The organism is Clavibacter sp. AC415 (genome assembly GCF_979252985.1).
The window spans coordinates 67,561-87,650 of sequence record NZ_CEEDAR010000011.1; the positions used below are offsets into that span (position 1 = coordinate 67,561).

General features: G+C 73.3%; 15 protein-coding genes, 1 tRNA gene and 6 pseudogenes. 19 read left to right on the plus strand and 3 right to left on the minus strand.

Annotated features, from left to right (window positions below; genetic code table 11):
* Nucleotides 1–82 precede the first annotated feature (82 nt).
* The 19 genes and pseudogenes from ACZ411_RS03490 (at nt 83) to ACZ411_RS03580 (ending at nt 16,576) form a co-directional block, all read left to right on the plus strand.
* Complete coding sequence (locus ACZ411_RS03490; protein WP_464168564.1) at nt 83–781, plus strand: nucleoside triphosphate pyrophosphohydrolase; 699 nt, start codon at nt 83–85, stop codon at nt 779–781.
* Between the two features lie 154 nt (nt 782–935).
* Nucleotides 936–1,580 carry a TetR/AcrR family transcriptional regulator gene (locus tag ACZ411_RS03495; protein ID WP_094116360.1) on the plus strand — a complete coding sequence of 215 codons (645 nt, stop codon included), beginning with the start codon at nt 936–938 and terminating at the stop codon, nt 1,578–1,580.
* 12 nt (nt 1,581–1,592) lie between these two features.
* Nucleotides 1,593–2,899 (plus strand): annotated as a pseudogene (gene hisS, locus ACZ411_RS03500) (histidine--tRNA ligase).
* 113 nt (nt 2,900–3,012) lie between these two features.
* Nucleotides 3,013–4,293 (plus strand): phosphopyruvate hydratase, encoded by a 1,281-nt coding sequence (gene eno / locus ACZ411_RS03505; protein WP_464168566.1) that lies wholly within the window; start codon nt 3,013–3,015, stop codon nt 4,291–4,293.
* 267 nt (nt 4,294–4,560) lie between these two features.
* Nucleotides 4,561–5,079, plus strand: coding sequence for an FtsB family cell division protein (locus ACZ411_RS03510; protein ID WP_464168568.1), 519 nt, complete (start codon nt 4,561–4,563; stop codon nt 5,077–5,079).
* Complete coding sequence (locus ACZ411_RS03515) at nt 5,076–5,591, plus strand: DUF501 domain-containing protein (RefSeq protein ID WP_094116356.1); 516 nt, start codon at nt 5,076–5,078, stop codon at nt 5,589–5,591. Before ACZ411_RS03510 ends, ACZ411_RS03515 begins: the two co-directional genes overlap by 4 nt.
* The gene (locus tag ACZ411_RS03520; protein ID WP_464168570.1) at nt 5,588–6,865 is read left to right on the plus strand and encodes a S8 family peptidase; all 1,278 of its coding nucleotides are present in this window, start codon (nt 5,588–5,590) and stop codon (nt 6,863–6,865) included. The genes ACZ411_RS03515 and ACZ411_RS03520 overlap by 4 nt, the downstream gene beginning before the upstream one ends.
* Nucleotides 6,866–6,908: 43 nt before the next feature.
* Entirely contained in the window at nt 6,909–8,393 is a 1,485-nt protein-coding gene (locus ACZ411_RS03525; protein WP_464168572.1) for an NAD(P)/FAD-dependent oxidoreductase, read from the plus strand.
* A gap of 171 nt (nt 8,394–8,564) precedes the next feature.
* Nucleotides 8,565–8,640, plus strand: a tRNA-Ser gene (locus ACZ411_RS03530).
* A 177-nt stretch (nt 8,641–8,817) separates the two neighbouring features.
* Complete coding sequence (locus ACZ411_RS03535) at nt 8,818–9,210, plus strand: GAF domain-containing protein (RefSeq protein WP_464168574.1); 393 nt, start codon at nt 8,818–8,820, stop codon at nt 9,208–9,210.
* Nucleotides 9,211–9,304: 94 nt separating this feature from the next.
* Complete coding sequence (locus tag ACZ411_RS03540; protein ID WP_464168576.1) at nt 9,305–10,015, plus strand: PP2C family protein-serine/threonine phosphatase; 711 nt, start codon at nt 9,305–9,307, stop codon at nt 10,013–10,015.
* 53 nt (nt 10,016–10,068) lie between these two features.
* Nucleotides 10,069–12,023: pseudogene (locus ACZ411_RS03545) on the plus strand (glycosyltransferase family 2 protein).
* Nucleotides 12,020–12,358, plus strand: coding sequence for an STAS domain-containing protein (locus ACZ411_RS03550; RefSeq protein WP_094116353.1), 339 nt, complete (start codon nt 12,020–12,022; stop codon nt 12,356–12,358). The pseudogene ACZ411_RS03545 and the gene ACZ411_RS03550 overlap by 4 nt, the downstream one beginning before the upstream one ends.
* Nucleotides 12,348–12,809 (plus strand): ATP-binding protein, encoded by a 462-nt coding sequence (locus ACZ411_RS03555; RefSeq protein ID WP_094116352.1) that lies wholly within the window; start codon nt 12,348–12,350, stop codon nt 12,807–12,809. Before ACZ411_RS03550 ends, ACZ411_RS03555 begins: the two co-directional genes overlap by 11 nt.
* A gap of 1,350 nt (nt 12,810–14,159) precedes the next feature.
* Nucleotides 14,160–14,501 (plus strand): annotated as a pseudogene (gene opgC / locus ACZ411_RS03560) (OpgC domain-containing protein); the annotation flags it as partial.
* Between the two features lie 242 nt (nt 14,502–14,743).
* Nucleotides 14,744–15,163: pseudogene (opgC, locus tag ACZ411_RS03565) on the plus strand (OpgC domain-containing protein); the annotation flags it as partial.
* Nucleotides 15,164–15,276: 113 nt separating this feature from the next.
* Complete coding sequence (locus tag ACZ411_RS03570) at nt 15,277–15,441, plus strand: hypothetical protein (RefSeq protein ID WP_464168587.1); 165 nt, start codon at nt 15,277–15,279, stop codon at nt 15,439–15,441.
* Nucleotides 15,442–15,633: 192 nt separating this feature from the next.
* Nucleotides 15,634–16,023, plus strand: a pseudogene (locus ACZ411_RS03575) (ferritin-like domain-containing protein); the annotation flags it as partial.
* A 163-nt stretch (nt 16,024–16,186) separates the two neighbouring features.
* Nucleotides 16,187–16,576: a ferritin-like domain-containing protein gene (locus tag ACZ411_RS03580; protein ID WP_464168585.1), complete on the plus strand. Its 390-nt coding sequence runs from the start codon at nt 16,187–16,189 to the stop codon at nt 16,574–16,576.
* Nucleotides 16,577–16,668: 92 nt separating this feature from the next.
* On the opposite strand, the pseudogene ACZ411_RS03585 reads toward ACZ411_RS03580, so the two are convergent.
* The 3 genes and pseudogenes from ACZ411_RS03585 to ACZ411_RS03595 form a co-directional block, all read right to left on the minus strand.
* Nucleotides 16,669–18,111, minus strand: a pseudogene (locus tag ACZ411_RS03585) (amino acid permease).
* Between the two features lie 131 nt (nt 18,112–18,242).
* A complete protein-coding gene (locus ACZ411_RS03590; RefSeq protein WP_464168579.1) occupies nt 18,243–19,250 on the minus strand; it encodes a hypothetical protein in 1,008 nt (335 codons plus the stop codon).
* Nucleotides 19,247–19,924, minus strand: a complete 678-nt coding sequence (locus ACZ411_RS03595) for a hypothetical protein (RefSeq protein WP_464168581.1) — start codon at nt 19,922–19,924, stop codon at nt 19,247–19,249. Before ACZ411_RS03595 ends, ACZ411_RS03590 begins: the two co-directional genes overlap by 4 nt.
* Nucleotides 19,925–20,090: the final 166 nt, after the last annotated feature.

Here is a 20,090-nt window from a genome sequence, read left to right on the forward strand (position 1 = left end):
AGGATGACGGGATGAGCGAGCCCGCGTCCCCTCCGCGCCCTCCGGATCCGCCGCCGCGGCCGTCGGCGACCTCGCCGCCGCGATGGCCGTCCTCCGGGCGCCCGACGGCTGCGTCTGGAACCGGGGCATGACGCACCGCTCGCTCGTGCCGTACCTGCTCGAGGAGAGCCACGAGCTGGTCGAGGCCATCGAGGGCGACGACGTCGGCGGCATGCGCGAGGAGCTGGCCGACGTCCTGCTGCAGGTCGTGTTCCACGCCGACATCGCCCGCACGGAGGGCGAGGGATTCGACCTCGGCGACGTCGCGCGGACGGCCACGGAGAAGATGGTGCGCCGCCATCCCCACGTCTTCGGCGACGAGCGCGCCGACACCGTGGAGGAGGTGCTCCGCGTGTGGGGCGCGGCGAAGGACCGCGAGAAGTCGGCCCGCACGAGCGTCCTCGACGGGATCCCGGCGTCCCTCCCGTCGCTCGCCCTCGCCGACAAGCTGCTCGGCCGCGCCGAGCGGATCGGGCTGCTGGAGGCCGACGCGCCCGCGGCGATCCCGGTGGACGACGAGGACGACCTCGGCCGCCTGCTGCTCGCGGTCGTGGTCTCGGCACGGAGCCGGGGGCTCGACGCGGAGCGCGCGCTGCGGACGACGCTGCGGTCGCTGAGCGCGGAGATCCGCGCCGCCGAGCCGGCGCGCGCGACCGGAGGAGCCGCCGAGCAGGGTGCCGAGGCGGGGCCGGAGGGCGACGACGGGCCCGCGGGGACCGCCGGCGCGGGCCGGAGCGCCTGAGGCGAGGTCCGGCCCGCGGGGGCGTCGCCCGGGATTTACCCGATCCCGGGCCGCCACGTCCGACGCCTCCACCCGAAGGAGACGGCGGACAGACTGGGCGCTCACACCGTACGGGTCTTCGCCGCATGTCCATCACGGTTGTTATGGTCGGGGCGTGGCAGCTCCGGATCCGCGTCGCCGCCAGGAGCTCCTGGCGCACATCCTCGACCACCTGCGCACGCACCCGCTGGCGTCCGTGACCTTCCGCGGGCTGGCGGACGCGCTCGGCGAGAGCACGTTCGTGCTCGTCTACCACTTCGGCTCCAAGGAGCGGCTGCTCGAGGCGGCGATGGACGCGATCGACCAGCGCCAGGCCGAGATGGTGGCGGGCGATCCGCGGGAGATCCCCTCCTGGGAGCTGCGCGAGTGGACGACCCGGGCCTGGAGCTGGCGCCTCACCGACGTCAACCGCGACTTCCAGCGCCTCGAGTTCGAGGCGGCGCTCCTCCGCACCCGCGACGGCGTCGTGCGGCCGCACGCCATCGCGAGCGTCACCGCGTGGCGCCGCTTCGGGCTCGACTGGATGCTGGCGCACGGCGTGCCGGAGGACGTGGCCGTCGACACGGCCGACCTCCTGCAGGCGGGCTCCTACGGCCTGCAGTTCGACTTCGTCATCTCGGGCGACCGCGACCGCGCCATGCGCGGGTTCGAGGCGCTCATCGACGCCTTCACGCCGCGCATCGAGCCGTGGATCGACGCGGCCGCGGCCGCCGCGGCGGCGGAGGCCGACCGGGCGCCCGGTGGCCCGCCCGCCGCCTGACAGAATCGGGGGATGCCCCAGCAGATCACGCCGCCCCGCGGCATGCGCGACTTCCTGCCCGCCGAGAAGGCCCGACGCGAGCAGGCGCTCGCCGTCATCCGCCGCACGTACCGGGCCCACGGCTTCGACGAGATCGAGACGCCCGTGGTCGAGGAGTCCGGGCGGCTGCACGCGGGCCTCGGCGGCGACAACGAGAAGCTCGCCTACTCGGTGCTGAAGCGGGGGCTCTCGGGCGACGACCTGCGCGCGGCGGCGGACTCCGGCGACGTGCTCGCGCTCTCCGACCTGGGGCTCCGGTTCGACCTCACGGTGCCGCTCGCCCGGTTCTACGCGTCGCACCGCGCCGAGCTGCCGGGCGTCTTCCGCGCCATCCAGGCCGCCCCGGTCTGGCGCGCGGAGCGACCGCAGAAGGGCCGCTACCGCCAGTTCATGCAGTGCGACATCGACATCATCGGCGAGCCCGGCCAGCTGGCCGAGGTCGAGCTGATCTCCGCCACCGCGGCGACCCTCGACGCGCTCGGCCTCACCGGCTGCACGATCCGCGTGAACGACCGCCGCATCCTCGCCGGGATCCTCGCCTTCTGCGGCTTCGCGCCCGACCGGCACGCGCAGGCCCTCATCAGCATCGACAAGCTCGACAAGATCGGCGCCGCGGGCGTCGTCGCCGAGCTCGCCGAGGGCGGGGCGGACGCGGCGGACGTGCTCGGGGGATCCTCGAGCGCATCGAGCCCGCGCTCGCCGACGGCGGCGTGCCCCTCGCCGTCGACGCGATCACGGGCGTCCTCCCCGCGGGCGTCGACCCCGACGCCGTCGCCGACCTCGAGACGCTCGCCGACGCGCTCGTCGGCCTCCCCGCGGGCGTCACCCTCCGGTTCGACCCGACCCTGGTGCGCGGCATGGGCTACTACACGGGCACCATCTTCGAGATCGCGCACCCGGCCTCCGGGAGCTCCGTGGGCGGCGGCGGACGCTACGACGGGATGATCGGCCGCTTCCTCGGCCAGGACGTGCCGGCCGCGGGCTTCTCCATCGGGTTCGAGCGGATCGTCGACCTGGCCGTCCTGCCCGCCGCGGAGGACGCCGACGCGATCGCCCTCGTCCACGACCGCCGCACGCCCGTCGCCGTGCTCGCGCGCCTCAAGGCGGAGCTGGTCGCGACGGGTCGCCGCGTGCGGCTCGAGCCGCGCCCGAAGAACGTGGCGCCGCTCCTGGAGTCGCTGCGCCTGCAGGGGTTCCGCACCTTCGCGGCCGTGGACGCCGGCACCGCCGACGCCGCGTCCCTGCAGGAGCGCCCGCTCGACGGCGGCCCGCGCGGCTGATCCGCCACCTGCGCGACACCTGCGCGCATCCCGGCGCCGACGGCCCGCGAGGGGCCCGCGGCTAGGATGGACGCGACTTCACACCCCCCACCGCAACGCAAGGAGACCATTCCGTGGCAGCCATCGAAGCAGTCAACGCACGCGAGATCCTCGACTCCCGGGGCAACCCGACCGTCGAGGTCGAGGTGCTCCTCGAGGACGGCACGTTCACGCGTGCCGCCGTCCCGTCCGGCGCCTCCACGGGCGCGTTCGAGGCGTACGAGCTGCGCGACGGCGACGCGGGCCGCTACCTGGGCAAGGGCGTCCAGAAGGCCGTCGCCGCCGTCGTCGACGAGATCGGCCCGGCCATCCAGGACCTCGACGCCGCGGACCAGCGCATCATCGACGCCACGATGATCGAGCTGGACGGCACCGAGAACAAGTCCCGCCTGGGCGCGAACGCGCTCCTCGGCGTCTCCCTCGCCGTCGCGAAGGCCGCGGCCGACTCGGCCGAGCTGCCGCTGTACCGCTACCTCGGCGGCCCGAACGCGCACACGCTGCCCGTCCCCATGCTCAACGTCATCAACGGCGGCTCGCACGCGGACACCAACGTCGACATCCAGGAGTTCATGATCCTGCCCGTCGGCGCGTCCACCTTCTCGGAGGGCCTGCGCTGGGGCGTCGAGACGTACCACGCGCTCAAGGCGCTCCTGAAGGCCAAGGGCCTCTCCACCGGCCTCGGCGACGAGGGCGGCTTCGCCCCGAACCTCGACAGCAACCGCGCCGCGCTCGACCTCCTCATGGAGGCCATCGAGTCCGCCGGCTTCACCCCCGGCAAGCAGATCGCCCTCGGGCTCGACGTCGCGTCCAGCGAGTTCTACTCCGACGGCGCGTACACGTTCGAGGGCCAGAAGGTGGATGCGGCGCACATGACGTCGTACTTCGCCGACCTCGTCGCGTCCTACCCCCTCATCACCATCGAGGACCCGCTGGACGAGGACGACTGGACCGGCTACGACCACTTCACCGCCGAGCTCGGCTCGAAGGTGCAGATCGTCGGCGACGACCTGTTCGTCACCAACCCGAAGCGCCTCGCGGACGGAATCACGCGCGGCGTCGCGAACTCGATCCTCGTGAAGGTCAACCAGATCGGCACGCTCACCGAGACGCTCGACGCGGTCAGCCTCGCCCAGCGCAGCGGCTACACCACCGTGCTCTCGCACCGCTCCGGCGAGACCGAGGACACGACCATCGCCGACCTCGCGGTCGCGGTGGACGCGGGCCAGATCAAGACCGGCGCTCCCGCGCGCAGCGAGCGCGTCGCGAAGTACAACCAGCTCCTCCGCATCGAGCAGGACCTCGGCGCCGCCGCGGTCTACGCCGGCCGCAGCGCCTTCCCGCGCTTCCAGGCCTGATCCGACCGGCCCGCCCCGCCACGCGGCGGCGGGCCGCCGGCGCACCACCGGACGACGCGGCGGGGCGGCGGGCCCACGCGGCCCGGCGTCCCGCCGCCCCCGTCCCGCCGCCCCCGTCCCGCCGCACGACGTCACCCGCAGCACCGCACGATCGGCACCACCGCACGACCGGGTACCGCCGCACGACCCGCATCCCACCGCCCGACACCGCACCCGAAGGAGGACCGATGGCCCGCTTCCCCGGCCTCGACACCCTCCGCGCCCGCCGTGCCGCGCGGCCGGCGCACCGAGCGCGTGCCCGTGGCGCTGCCGGACGCCGACGCGCCCGCCGGCAACTGGCTCCGCAGCATGCGGTTCTCCGGATTCTCGGCGATGGTCCTCGTGCTCCTCGTCCTGACGGTCGTGGTGCTCGCGCCGGGCCTGCGCATCTACCTGGAGCAGCGCGAGCAGCTCAGCAGCCTGCAGAGCGCGGTGGACGCCCAGAAGGGCACCATCGCCGAGCTCCAGGACCAGCGCGCCCGGTACGACGACCCCGCGTTCCTCAAGGCGCAGGTGCGCGACCGGCTCTTCTACGTGATGCCCGGCGAGACGAGCTACCTCGTCCGCGGCCTGCCCGACGAGTCGGACGAGCGGCCCGCCACCGCCGACGGCGCGCCCATCAGCGACGACCTGCAGGAGACCCGGCAGGACTGGGTCCAGGCCCTCCTCGGCTCCGCGCTCACCAGCGCCCTCAGCGACACCCCGCCCGACCAGCTCCAGGGATCCGTCCAGGGAGGCGACCAGTGACCCGACCCCCCTTCGACCCGCCCACCGAGCGCGACGTGCGCGTCGTCTCCGCCCAGCTCGGCCGGCCGGCCCGCGACGTGGTCGGCATCGCCGCGCGCTGCGTGTGCGGCAACCCGACGGTCGTGAGCACCGCCCCGCGCCTGTCCGACGGCACGCCGTTCCCCACGCTCTACTACCTGTGCCATCCGGCGGCCACCGCGGCCATCTCGCACCTCGAGGCCGAGCACGTCATGGCCGAGCTGCAGGACGACCTCGCCGAGGACGAGGCGATGCGCGACGCGTACGCCGCCGCCCACGCGTCCTACCTCGCCGACCGCGACTCGATCCTCGTGGTCCCCGAGCTCGCGGGCGTCTCCGCGGGCGGGATGCCCGTGCGGGTGAAGTGCCTGCACGCGCTGGCAGGCCACGCGCTGGCCGCGGGCCCCGGCGTGAACCCCATCGGCGATATCGCGCTGGCACGGGCGTCGTGGTCGCCCGACGTGTGCGAGTGCGCCGACCACGACGCGGCATGACCCCGGCACCCGGCACGCGGGCGCCGTCGGCACCGCGGCGCGGGCTGGCGCGGGCGGTCGTCGTCGGGATCCTCGCCGTCGCCGCCGCGCTGCCCACCGTCACGCCGGCGGCCGCGGACCCCGTCCGCGACCGGCAGTACTGGCTGCGCGACTACGGCGTCGAGCAGGCGTGGCAGACCACGCGCGGCGAGGGCGTCACGGTGGCGGTCATCGACACCGGCGTCGACTCCTCGGTCGCCGACCTCCGCGGCGCGGTCGTCGGCGGCACGGACGTGTCGGGCGTCGGATCCGCGGACGGCACCCGCCCCGTCGGCGCCTCGAGCGAGCACGGCACCATGGTCGCGTCGCTCCTCGCGGGCCGCGGCACGGGAACGGGCTCGGGCGTCATCGGCGTCGCCCCGGCCGCCGGGCTCCTCAGCGTCTCGGTCGCCCTGGGCGGCCCGACCCCCGGCGCCCGGGACGAGGACGCGCAGATCGCCGACGCCGTCCGCTGGGCGGTCGACAACGGGGCGAGCGTCATCAACATGTCCCTCACCCGGAACTCCCTCGACTGGCCGGAGAGCTGGGACCGCGCGTTCCTCTACGCCTACGAGCACGACGTCGTGGTCGTCGCGGCCGCCGGCAATCGGGGGAGCGGCACCACCGAGGTGGGCGCGCCCGCCACGATCCCGGGCGTGCTCGCGGTCGCGGGCGTCGATCGGTCGGGGGCCGCGAGCTTCGACGCGTCCTCGCAGGGCATCACCATCGCCGTGGCCGCGCCGAGCGAGCAGCTCGTGGGGGTCGAGCCCGGCGGCGGGTACGTCCAGTGGGACGGCACGAGCGGCGCCGCGCCGCTGGTCTCCGGCGTCGTCGCGCTCGTGCGGGCCGCGCACCCGGAGCTCGACGCCGACGACGTGGTCGAGCGCGTCCTCGCCACCGCGCGGCAGGAGGGCCGGCCGGAGATCTACGGCCGCGGCCTCGTCGACGCGGCTGCCGCCGTGAGCGCGTCGGTGGCGCCGGCCAGCGGCAAGCCGCTCGGCGACCTGGAGGAGTGGGTGCGCCTCTACCGTCGCGCGCCCGTCGCGACGCCGGATCCCACGGCGTCCGCCCGCCCCGACGCCGCGCCCGCGGCGCCCGCCGACGGCCCGACGGCCGACCCCGCGGCGGACGCGGTGCCGACCGTCGGCGCCCTCCGGCAGGTCGGGATCCCCGCCCTCGTGCTGTCCCTCTTCGCCGCGCTCGCGGCCGCCATGGGCGTCGTCGCGTACCGGCATTTCAGACGGCTGCTCCGTTAGGGGTAGCCTGATTTCGACCACAACCTGCAGGGAGTCATCCATCGTGCCCAAAATCCTGATCGTCGGCGGCGGCTACGCCGGTTTCTACACGGCATGGAAGCTCGAGTCGCACCTCCGATCCGGCGAGGCCGAGGTCACCATGGTCGACCCGCTCCCGTACATGACGTACCAGCCGTTCCTGCCCGAGGTCGTGTCCGGCTCCATCGAGCCGCGTCACGCCGTCGTGTCCCAGCGACGCCACCTCCGCACCACGAATGTCGTCACGGCCAAGGTCACCGGCATCGACCACGCGTCGAAGACCGCGACCATCACGCCGCCCGTGGGCGAGCCCTACGAGTTCTCCTACGACATCATCGTCGTCACCGCGGGCAGCGTCTCGCGCACGTTCCCGATCCCGGGCGTGGCCGACGAGGCCATCGGCCTGAAGACCATCGAGGAGGCCGTCGCGATCCGCGACCGCATCTTCGCGAACTTCGACCGCGCGGCGACGCTCCCCGCCGGCCCCGAGCGTGACCGCCTCCTCACCTTCGTGGTGGTCGGCGGCGGCTTCGCCGGCATCGAGGTGTTCGCCGAGATGCGCAGCATCGCGACGGACCTCGTGAAGAAGTACCCCGAGATCGACTTCGAGGACACCCACTTCCACCTCATCGAGGCGATGGGCCGCATCATGCCCGAGGTCTCGCTCGAGACCAGCCACTGGGTGCTGAAGAACCTGGCCGAGCGCGGCGCGCTCGTGCACCTCGACACGCAGCTGAAGTCCGCCGTCGGCGGCGTCGTCGAGCTGTCGACCGGCGAGTCCTTCGAGTCCGACGTCATCGTCTGGACCGCGGGCGTCATGGCCAGCCCCATGCTGAAGAACACCGACCTCCCGATCGAGGAGCGCGGACGCCTGCGCGTCCGCGCCGACGGTCGCGTCGAGGGCGACGACGGCATCGTCCCGGACGCCTGGGGCGCCGGCGACGTGGCAGCCACCCCCGACCTCACCGGCGGCGGCGTCGGCGGGTTCTGCGTCCCCAACGCGCAGCACGCCGTCCGCCAGGGCAAGCTCATGGCGAAGAACCTCACCGCGAGCATCCGCGGCGAGGGGATCACCGACTACTTCCACAAGAACCTCGGCGCCGTCGCGGGCCTCGGCCTGTACCAGGGCGCGTTCCAGTCCGGGAAGGTCGGCATCACCGGCTTCCCCGCCTGGGTCATGCACCGCGGCTACCACGGCCTCGCGATCCCGAGCTTCGAGCGCAAGGCGCGCGTCGTCACGGGCTGGCTGAACAACCTCGTCTGGGGCCGCGACATCGTCTCCATCGAGGCCCGCGAGACCCCGCGCACCGCCTTCGAGACCTTCGCGTCGCGCCCGCGCCCCGCGGCGGACGCGACTCCGGCCCCGAAGAAGGAGGACGCGGCGCCCGCCAAGAAGGCCGCCGAGGAGAAGGCCGACGCGCCCAGCGAGGGCGAGAAGTCCCCGGCCCTCGCCGGCAGCTACAGCACGTCGCCCACCGCGGAGACGAAGGGCGAGGACCGCACGGCCTGATCCACTCGATCATCCGCCGGCACGATCGGTGCGACGGCCCGCAGGCAGCAGCCTGCGGGCCGTCGCCGTGTGCGGGCACCCCGCTGCCGCGCCGCGTGGCGCGGCCGGCGCGCGGCGTGGACGCCGCCCCGACGGGTCGACCGTAGGCTGGCGGCAGCGCTCCGGCGCCCAGCCCCCGTGGCCCAATCGGCAGAGGCAGGCGACTTGAGGGTCGCTACAGGTCAGGGTTCGACTCCCTGCGGGGGCACCGCATCCGTCGTCGTCGTCATCGCATGCCGCGCGCCGCGGGGACCACTGGGACCGGTACCGGGGAGGAGCCGGTAGCGCTACTTGGTACGCGCCCCATCGATCCGGGCACGTATGCTGAGTGCGCCCGAGATCTCGGGTGCCGTGGACGGGGGTCCATGACGGCGAGGGGGCGGGGATGAGTCTGATCGAGGACGCGCGGGCGACGGCCACGCAGCGGGCCGTCGAGGCCCTGGGCCTGCTCGACGGGGTGCCCGAGGAGCGCTTCGACCGCGTCACGCGGCTCGCGCGCACCGCCTTCGACGTGCCCCTGTCGACCATCGGGCTCGCCGACCGCGACCGCATGTGGTTCGCCTCCTGCGCGGGCGCCGAGATGAGCGAGGCGCCCATCAGCGCCGTGTTCTGCGACACCACCATCCGGGAGGACCGGGTGCTCGTCGTCGAGGACGCCCGGGAGCATCCCCTCTTCCGCCACCTGCCCTCCGTCGCGGGCGAGCCGCACGTGCGGTTCTACGCGGGCCAGCCGCTGCACGACGCCGAGGGCGTGGTCATCGGCACCTTCTGCCTCTGACGACCTCCGTCCGCGGTCGCTCGACGACGGCCAGCTCGCCCTCCTCGCGGAGCTCGCCGAGTGGGCGCAGCGCGAGCTCATCGCGAGCGTCGAGATGGAGCGCGCGCAGGCGGTGCAGGCCGCGCTGCTGCCGGCCGCCGAGGTCCAGCTGCCCGGCTACGAGATCGCCGCGGTCTGCGTGCCGGCGCAGGTGGTGGGCGGCGACTTCTACGACTACGCCCGGACCCCCTCGGGCCTGCGCTTCTCCATCGCCGACGTGATGGGCAAGGGCACGGGTGCCGCGATCCTCACGGCGACCGTGCGGGCGGTGCTGCGCGGGATCGCCAGCACCGCGGACCGCTTCGGCGCGGGTGCGCTCGAGGACACCGGGCTGCTCGTCACGGACGCCGCCCGCACCCTCGAGGCCGACCTGGAGCGCACGGGAGCGTTCGTCACGCTGCAGCACGGCCACCTCGACGAGGGGTCCGGCCTCCTCCGCTACGCCGACGCCGGGCACGGCCTGACCATCGTCGTCCATGCCGACGGCGCCGTCACGCACCTCTGCACGACCGACCTGCCCGTCGGCATCGACCCCGACCACCGGTGGCAGGAGCGCCACGTCGTGCTCGCCCCGGGGGACACCTTCGTCACCTTCAGCGACGGCCTCTTCGACATGTTCGGCGGCAGCGACCCGGCGTTCGACCTCATCGGCGGCCTCGTGCGCGAGGCCGGGGGCGTGCACGCGCTCGTCGAGCGGGTGCGGACGCTGGCCTCGGCCGGCACGCCGCTCGACGACGTCACCGTCCTCGCCGTGAGCCGCGCATGACGCGCACGGGCGCCCGCACGACCGGGACCGGCACCGGTGCCGGCTCGGGCCGCATGACGTTGCGCTTCGCGGTCATCCGGCTGCTCGCGGTGGTCACGGCGATCCTCGGCCTCAACTACATCGTGTGGCGGCTCCTGTTCTCGGTGAACCCCGAGGCGCTCTGGATCGCCATCCCTCTGGTGCTCGCGGAGACGTACAGCCTCATCGACTCGCTGCTGTTCGGGCTCACGATGTGGCGCGCGCGCCAGCGGCCGCGTCCGCCGGCGCCGCAGCCGGGCCTCACGGTCGACGTGTTCATCGCGACGTACAACGAGCCGCTGGACCTGGTGATGGAGACCGCGCGCGCCGCCCAGCGCATCACCTACCCGCACAAGACGTGGGTGCTCGACGACGGGAACCGCACCGAGCTCCGCGACCTCGCCGAGGCGGAGGGCATCGGCTGGATCACCCGGTCGGCGGACTGGAGCGGCCGCGCGCGGCACGCGAAGGCCGGCAACCTCAACAACGCCCTGCTGACGACCGAGGGCGAGTTCATGCTCATCCTCGACGCCGACCAGGTGCCGGAGCCCGAGATCCTCGACCGCACGCTCGGGTACTTCGACGACCGCCGCATGGCGATCGTGCAGACGCCGCAGGTCTTCGTGAACGTGCCGGACTCGGATCCGCTCGGCAGCCAGGCGCCCCTGTTCTACGGCCCCATCCAGCAGGGCAAGGACGGCTGGAACGCGGCGTTCTTCTGCGGCTCCAACGCGATCCTCCGCCGCGAGGCGCTCATGCTCCTCGGCGTCTCGCGCTACGTGACCGACATCGAGATCAGCGTGTTCCGGGCCCTCCGGACCGCGGGCGACGTGCTGGACAAGGCGCGCGCGGAGCTCGAGCCGGACCAGGTCGACCTCCGGAAGGCGCTCGACGACGTCGCCTACGACGTGCGCCGCGCCCGCGCGGAGCTCCGCCGCGGCCAGCGCCTCGCCGACGTGACCTACCGCTTCCAGAAGCGCGTCGACTCCATCGCCGCCCGCATGGTGCAGGACGACATGGCGGCGCTGAAGGCCGACCTCGCCGAGATCGCCGCCCTCGCCGGCCGCCACTCCGCCGACCGGGACGCGGTGTCGCTCGTGGACGACTCGGCCCTGTCGCGCCTCTCCCAGCGCGACTGGTCGCCGCTCGGGGCCCTCGACGCCGTGCGCGCCCTCGTGCGCGACATCGACGTGCACCGCGACGACGACGCCCAGTCGATCATGCCGCTGGCCACCATCTCCGTCACCGAGGACATGGCGACCTGCATGCGCCTGCACGGCCTCGGCTGGAAGTCGGCGTACCACGACGAGACGCTCGCCTACGGGCTGGCCCCGGAGGACCTGCCCACGATGCTCACCCAGCGCCTCCGCTGGGCGCAGGGCACCATCCAGGTGTTCTTCCGTGAGAACCCGCTCCTGCAGAAGGCGCTGTCCATCCCGCAGCGCCTCATGTACTTCGCCACCATGTCGGCAGCTACTTCTCCGGCTTCACGGCCGTCGTGTACGTCGCGGCGCCCATCATCTACCTCGTCTTCGGCGTGCTGCCGGTGCAGGCGCTCTCGACCGACTTCTTCGTGCGGCTCATCCCGTTCCTCGTGGTCAACCAGCTGCTGTTCGCGGTGGTGGGACGCGGCAAGCGCACCTGGCGCGGCCAGCAGTACTCCCTGGCGCTGTTCCCGGTCTGGATCTCCTCGGTCACCACCGCGGTCGCCAACGTGTTCTTCCGGAAGCCCCTCGACTTCGCGGTCACGCCGAAGGTCCGCGCCGAGAGCGGGAAGCCGCGGTGGGACCTCGTGAAGCCGCAGCTCTACGTGATCGGCGCGCTCATCGTCGCCTCCGCGATCGGCCTGCTGCGGCTCGCCGTCGGGCAGGCCACGCCGCTCGGCACGTTCACCAACCTCGCCTGGGTCGTGTTCGACCTGGCGATCTTCAGCATCATCATCCGTGCGGCCCGCTACCGGGGCTTCACGCCGGCCAAGGAGGACGCATGATCGACATCGCAGTGAACGAGCAGGGGACGGACGTCAGCGTCGTCACCCCGAGCGGACGCCTCAACATGGTGTCCGCCCGCCAGCTCACCACCGTGGTCACCGAGGTCATCGACGGGGGCCGCCCCTACGTGGTCGTGGACCTCGGCAGCACCGACTTCATGGACTCCTCCGGCCTCGGCGCCCTCGTCTCGGGCCTCAAGCGCGCCCGGCAGGCGGGCGGCGACCTGCGCCTCGCCCGCCCCAACGCGCAGGTGCGGGCGGTGCTCGAGCTCACGAACCTCAACCGCGTCCTGACGGTGCACGACGCCCCCGAGGGGGTGTTCGGTGACCGCTGACGCGGTCGACGAGGGACGCCACGGCGCCGTCGCGCCCGTGCGCGCCTCCGTGACCCTCCCGGCGGTCGAGGACAGCCTGGAGGCGGTGCACGCCCTCATCGGCAGCGTGTGGGACCGCGCGTCGGACGTCGACGACACCGAGCGCATGCTGTTCGAGACCGCCGTGATGGAGATCGCCGGCAACGTGGTCGAGCACGGCGTCGCCGTGGGCGGACGCATCGGGGCCGTCGTCACGTTCACGCTCACCGTCATCTGCGGGCACGACCGCATCGTCGCGCTGTTCGAGGACGACGGGAAGCCCGCCGAGGTGGACCTCACGCAGGTCTCCATGCCCGACGACCTCAGCGAGAGCGGGCGCGGCCTCGCGCTCGCCCAGGCGGTCCTCGACGACCTCACCTTCGAGCGCGCCGACGGCAGCAACCGCTGGCGACTCGTCCGGCTCCGCGGCTGATGCGCGGCGGGGGACGCGGGCGCCGGGGGGTGGACGCACGAGGGCCGGGATGCGCGGCTGGGCCGCGGCTGCCGTCGCGCTCGCCATCGCCGTCGTCCCGGCGACGGCCGCGCTCGCCGCCCCGGCCGCACCCGCGGCCACCGCGCCCGCTGCCCCCGCCGACGAGGTCGACCTCGCGCGCGCGCCCGACGCCCCCTGGTTCGGCGGCATCCTCGACTGGACCGCGGACGACGCGCAGAGCTACGCCGACCGCCTCGGGGCGACCCCCGCGGTGCTCGGCCAGTCGGTGCGCTTCCCGCTCGGATCCGACGACGTCACCTACCTCGACCAGTTCGCCCAGCAGGCCGGCCAGCAGGGTGCGCTCCTCTTCCTCACGCTGGAGCCCACGAAGCCGCTCGCCGAGCTGACCGCGGAGGACGCGGACGCCCTCGCCGCCCGGCTGGAGGCGCTCCGCGAGCGCTACGACTCCCGCGCGCTCGTGCGGTTCGCCCCCGAGATGAACGGGTCGTGGACCCCGTGGGGCCAGCAGCCGTCCGCGTACGTGGCGGCCTTCCGCCAGATCGCCGACGCCGTCCACGCGTCCGACGCGGGCGCCGTCACCGTCTGGTCGCCCGCGTACGCGGCCGGCTACCCGTTCGGGTCGGCCGACGGGCTCACCGACGCATCCGGCACGCGCCCGGTCGCGGAGCTCGACACCGACGGCAACGGCCGCGTCGACATCGACGACGACGCCTACCGGCCCTACTACCCGGGCGACGACGCCGTCGACTGGGTGGGCCTGTCGGCCTCGCACTTCGGATCCCGAGCAGGACTTCGTCACCGGGCAGCCGGTGGAGGAGTACCTGGGCGGCGAGGTGGTGCCGCAGCAGGAGTTCGGCGAGAACGTCGTGCCCGAGGAGGGCAAGTTCTCCCGGGAGCTCCCAGGGCGCCTACGGCTACGCCGACCAGGGCGGCGCCGGCCGCGACTTCGCGGCCGAGTGGATCGAGGGCACCGGCAAGCCCGCCGTCATCGAGACGGGCGCGCTGTACGACCCCGCCCGCGGCGACGGCGCGAGTGAGTCGGAGATCAAGTCCGCGTGGTGGGAGCAGGTCCTCTCCGCCGACATCCGCGCGGAGCACCCCGGCATCGGCATGGTCGTGTGGCGGGAGCTCGAACGGGAGGAGGCGGAGGCCGACGGCGCCGTCGTCGACTGGCGCGCCACGGGCGACCCGGCCCTCGCCTCCGCCCTGCGCGCCCACCTCGACCCCGCGACGGCGACCCTCGGCCCCGTCACGCAGGCGTTCGACCAGGAGCGGGCGAACACCGCGACCGCCCAGTACCGCGACCCCGGATCCCCGGAGGACGAGCAGATGGGCTGGATCGTGCTGTGCGCGGTCGTGCTCCTCGTGCTGTTCGCCGGATCGGGCCTCATCGGGCGCCTGCGGCCCGGCTGGCGCTACCCGGACGAGAACAGTCCCCGCGACCGCCGCCTCGACCTCTTCCGCGGCTGGACCATCGTCGCCGTGGTCATCACCCACATCGAGGTCGCGAGCCCGTACTCGTACGTGACCATCAACGCGATCGGCGCCATCACGGGCGCCGAGATGTTCGTGCTGCTCTCCGGCCTCGTGCTCGGCATGGTCTACCCCATGGCCGTGAAGAGGTTCGGCGAGCTGAAGGCGCTCGTGTCCATCCTGCGGCGCGCCTTCAAGCAGTACGTGGTCGCGATCGCGGTGGTCGTCATCGTCTTCGCGCTCACGTTCGTGCCGTTCCTCGACACCGATGTGATCACCACCTTCACCGACCGCGGCACGGGCGCCGACGGCAAGGTCACGACGGGCCAGGTCTACGACCTCTACCCGAACGGCGCGCGCGCCTCCTCGACTACCCGCCGCCCTGGTACGCCATCCGCGACCTGCTGCTGCTGCGCATGGGGCCCTGGGTCTTCAACATCATGGGCCTGTTCGTGGTCCTCACGCTGCTCGTGCCCGCCGTCGTCTGGCTCCTCCGCCGCCGGATGTGGTGGGTCGTCCTCATCGTCAGCTGGGCCGGGTACCTGCTCAACGCGCAGTACGACATCCGGATCCTGCCGTCGATGTTCGAGGACGTCTTCCCGCTGCTCACGTGGCAGGTCGCCTTCCTCAACGGCATGGTCATCGGCTACTACCGGCGGCAGCTCACGCGGGCCCTCACGGGCCGCCTCGGCCGCGTGCTGGTGACGATCGGGCTGGTCGCCTACGTGGGGTCCCTCGCCGTGCTGTGGGCCGGCCACACCTACGGCGTGCAGCTGCCGGGGGTGCCCGACGGCCTCTACTCGTCGCTGTACGAGTCGATGTACCAGCGCACGTTCCTGCAGCCGGGGCGCCTCATCGACCTCGCGCTCATGCTCGTGGTCGCCTACACGTTCCTCACGCGGGTCTGGGAAGCCGGTCGACCGCGCCTTCGGGTGGTTCTCGAACACGCCGCTGGGGTCCGCGAGGCCTGTACGTGTTCATCGTCCACGTGTTCTTCGTGCTCGTCGTGGGCAGCCTCCCGTTCCTCGACCGGTCGAATCCCTGGCAGGGGGCTGTCTTCGGTTTCCACACGCTCGTGCTCGCGGCGATCTGGTTCATGGTCACGCGCAAGGTGCTGTTCAAGGTCATCCCGACCTGATCCGCGGCCCGTCGGCGGATCCGATGCGATCCGGGGCAATCCGGCACGGTCCCCGTTCCGAACGCTTCACGACATCCGGCGAAACAGTGCATCGCGCCTCTATGCCGGATGCCTGTCTATCCGCATAGACGTTCGAACCAGCACGCGTTCGGTATCTGGGATACGGTCGCGACGATCAAGGGAGCTCCAACCATGTTCGACAAGAAGTTCATCACCCAGGCCATCGACCGGAGCGCGCAGTCGCCGCTGGACCGTCGTCGCTTCTTCAGCGCCGCGGGCATCGCCGGGCTCGGCGTCGGCGCCGCGGCCCTCATCCCCGCCACGGGAGCCCAGGCGGCCGACGCCCAGGCCGAGGCGGACGCGGGCCAGGCGACCGACCTCGCCGTCCTCAACTTCGCGCTCAACCTCGAGTACCTCGAGGCCGAGTTCTACCTCCGCGCCTCCACCGGCGCGGGCCTCGTCCCGAACGACATCTCCGGTGTCGGCACGGCCGGCGGCGTCACCGGCGGTCGCCAGGTCCAGTTCAAGGACCGCGCGATCCGCGAGTACGCCCGCGAGATCGCCCAGGACGAGAAGGCCCACGTCAAGTTCCTGCGCTCCGCGCTGGGCTCGGCGAAGGTCGCGCGTCCGGCCATCGACCTCGACGCCGGCGTTCTCCGCCGCGGCGACGGCCGCCGGCCTCATCAAGCCGGGCGAGAAGTTCGACGCGTTCGCGAGCGACGAGAACTTCCTGCTCGCGTCCTTCGTGTTCGAGGACGTCGGAGTGACCGCCTACAAGGGCGCCGCCCCGCTCATCACGAACAAGACGTACCTCGAGGCGGCCGCCGGCATCCTCGCGGTCGAGGCGTACCACGCGGGCATCATCCGCACGTCGCTGTTCGCGAAGGGCCTCGCGGCTCCGACCAACGCGATCTCGAACGCGCGCGACTCCCTCGACGGGTCCTCGGACCTCGACCAGGGCATCACGATCTCGGGCGGCGCGAACCTCGTGCCGACGGATGCGAACGGCATCGCGTACAGCCGCAGCACCGGCCAGGTCCTCAACATCGTGTACCTGAACAACAAGGCCGTGACCAAGGGCGGGTTCTACCCCAACGGCGTCAACGGCGGCATCAACACCAGCGCGGCCAACTAGCCCGCAGGCGCGATCGCCACAGGGGCGCCGTCCACCTCTCGAGGTGGGCGGCGCCCCTGTCGTCGTCCTGGGGGCGGCGCGCGCCCGACCCGCTAGCGGCGGTTGCGCGGGCTGTCGGCCGCGAGCACCGAGTTCCGGCGCGAGTACGCGAGGTAGATCACGAGGCCGATGATCGAGCCACACGAGGAAGCGCACCCAGGTCTCCCACGGCAGCGACGACACCAGCCACAGCGAGAAGCCGATCCCGACGATCGGCACCACGGGCATGAGCGGCAGGCGGAACGCGCGGGGGATCTCCGGGCGCTTGTAGCGCAGGACGATGACCGCGGCGCAGACCACGACGAACGCCAGCAGGATGCCGATGTTGGTGAGCTCGGCCACGACCGTGATGGGCAGGAAGCCCGCGAACAGCGCCGAGCCGATGCCGATGATCCAGGTCACGCGGGTCGGCACGTTGCGCTTCCGGTCCGTCACCGCGAACCAGGCGGGCAGCAGGCCGTCGCGGCTCATCGAGAACTCACGCCGCGGGAGGCGCCGAGCATGAACGTGAGCATCACGGTGACGACGCTCACGATCGCTCCGACCGCGACGACGTTCGCCACCGCGGGGAGGCCCACCGACTCGAAGGCCGTGGCCGAAGCCGCTCTCCGGGTTGATGTCGCTGTAGCGCTGCATGCCGGTGAGGACGATGGTCGCGAGCACGTAGAGCACCATCGCGATGGCGAGCGACAGGAGGATGGCCTTCGGCATGTGCTTCGTGGCGTCCTTCGACTCCTCGGCGGCGGTGCTCATCGCGTCGTAGCCGAACACCGCGAAGAACACCGTCGCGGCGCCGGTGAACACGCCGGCCGCGCCGAACGGGAAGTAGGGCTGGTAGTTGGCGCCGGTGATCTGCGTGAAGCCGATGACGACGATGACGAGCACGAGCGCCACCTTGAGGCCCACCAGGTAGAGCTCGAAGCGGCCCACGCTCTTCATGCCGCGCGTGAGCACGAAGGCGGTGCCCAGGCAGAGGATCACGGCGAAGAGGTCGACCACGTGGCCGTCGCCGGTGCCCGCGGCGCCCAGCATCCAGGCGGGCAGGTCGATGCCGAGCTGGTCGAGCAGGAAGCCCGCGTACCCCGACACCCCGATGGCGACCACGCCCACGATGGCCGTGTACTCGAGCAGCAGGTCCCAGCCGATGAACCATCCGACGATCTCGCCGAGGGCCGCGTAGCCGTACGTGTAGGCGGAGCCGGCCTTGGGGATCATGCCCGCGAACTCCGCGTAGGAGAGCGCCGCGGCCGCGCTGGCGATGCCCGCGATGAGGAACGAGATGAGGACGGCGTGGCGGTCTGGTTGGCGACCGTGCCGGCGAGGGTGAAGATGCCCGTGCCGATGATGCCGCCCACGCCGTTCGCGGTGAGCTGCCAGAGCCCGAGGGAGCGGGTCAGGCCGCCCTCCGAGCCCTCGGTCCCCGGCTCGTCCTCGATGGCGTCCACGGGCTTCCGCCGTGTCAATGCCGACCAGAGGCTCGCGCTCGATGTGCTCATGGAGGACTCCTGCCGTCGGGGCCGCGCGGGCCGCGTCGAGGCCGCCGGCGCCGGCGACGCCCCCAGTGTGGACCCGGCTGCGGATCCGCACCAGGTGCGGACCGGCCGACGGCCAGTGCGCGGGCGGGGCGCTACGGACGCTGCAGGGAGGGCTCGACGACGCGGATCCAGAGCCACACCGCGATGCTCAGCGCGGCGAAGGCCGCGGCGACGACGAGCGCCGTGATCCACACCCCCGCCGACCCCGGACGCCGTCGTCGCGACCGCGGCGAACGCGAGCGTGAGCACGACGCTGCCGTCACGGCCCACAGCGGCAGCGAGCGCAGGAGGAGCGACCGGCCGAGCACGAGCGACACGGGAGCGAGCGCCAGCGCCGCCGAGCTGAGGGCGGCGAGGGTCACGGTGCTGAGCAGCTCGTTCGCGGTCTGCGCCCAGATGCCGCCGCGCGCGGGGACGAACCCGTAGGCGACCCATGCCGCGAGACCCAGCGTGGCCAGGGCCCCGGACTGCACGAGCGCGAGGCGGGCCCGGGAGCGGTCGTCGCGGTCGTCGGCGACGAGCCCGAGGACCTGCCCGATGACGATGGGCGGAGCGAGGCCGAAGCCGCGCGACACGAGCACCGCGGTGGCCGAGAGGACGAGGAGGGCGGGCACGGCCCGGACCCGCGCCGGACCCGCGCCGAGGCGCCCGGCGACCGAGGCGACCGCCACCACGCCGACGCCGTTCACGACGGCGAGGCCGAGGAGCGCCGCGAGGAAGAGGCGCACGGCGTTGGGGTCGGATCCGACGGGCAGCGACAGCGACGCGAGCGCGGCCGCGAGGGCCAGCGCGACGGCCGCGCCTCCCCAGCGGCCGACGCGGCCGGGATCCCGTGCGGGGCGGGCGCCCAGGAGCGTCGGCTCGGGCTCCCGGCGGGCGGGGACGGGGATCGGCGCCGAGTCGAGCCGTCCGGGGACGATGCGCATCTGCCCCGTGGTCGCCGTGGTGTCCGTGAAGGCGGCGGCCGTGGCGCGGGTGGTGAGCGCGCCGGCGTCCCCGCGCGGGACGATCCGCAGCGGCGTCACGTCGGAGGCGGAGCGGTGCCGCCCGCCGAAGCGCGTCACCAGCGCGCCGCGCAGGAGGAGGGCCGGCAGGGTCACCAGGAGCACGGCGCCGAGCGCGAGGAGGAGGGGGAGGAGGCCGCGGCCGTCGGTGAAGGCGGCGGCGTCGAGCGGCTGCAGGGACGTGCCGAAGCGCGTGGGCGCGTTCCAGGTGCCGGGTGCCGCGGCCGCGGGAGCCGACCCCTCGCCGGGCGCTCCCTCCGGCGAGGGGCCCGCCTCCGGCGTCCCGTCGCCATTCGGACCGGTCGCCGGTGCCGGTGCCGCCTCGGGCGCCCTCGGGCGAGGTCGTGGCCTCGGGGGACGGGGTCGCGGGCGGCGTCGTCGCGCCGGGCGTCGGCGAGGCGGAGGGCGCCGTCACGGTGACGCGCGACCTCGGCGGCCAGCGTGCTGATGTTGCCGAGCGGGTCCGTGACCGTGGCGGTGATGCCGAGCGGTCCGGGCGGCAGCGTGCCCGTCGCGCACGACCAGCGTCCGCCGGCGACCTGCGCCTGGCACGCCGCGTCGCCGTAGCCGGCGAGGTACGCGCGGACGGTGGCGCCGTCCTCGTCGGAGGTCCCGGAGATGGTGATCCCCGCGGCGTCGATGCTGGAGCCCGCCGCGGGCGCGGTGATGACGGCCGCGCCCGGCGCCGTCGTGTCGAAGCTGCCGGTGCCGCGTCCGACCGCGGGCGTGCCGACGCTCCACGACGTCGACTGGGTGGCGGTGACGGCCACGCCGGTCCCCGAGGGGGGCGGGGGAGCGACAGGAGGCAGGGCCCACGCGCTCGATCGACCGAAGCGGCGCACGAAAAACTAAAGTGTTTCACGTGTCGCCAACATCTCTGACACTGCACGAGGAACGGTTAGATCCGGCGGCTTCACGAACCAAGTACAGGACATA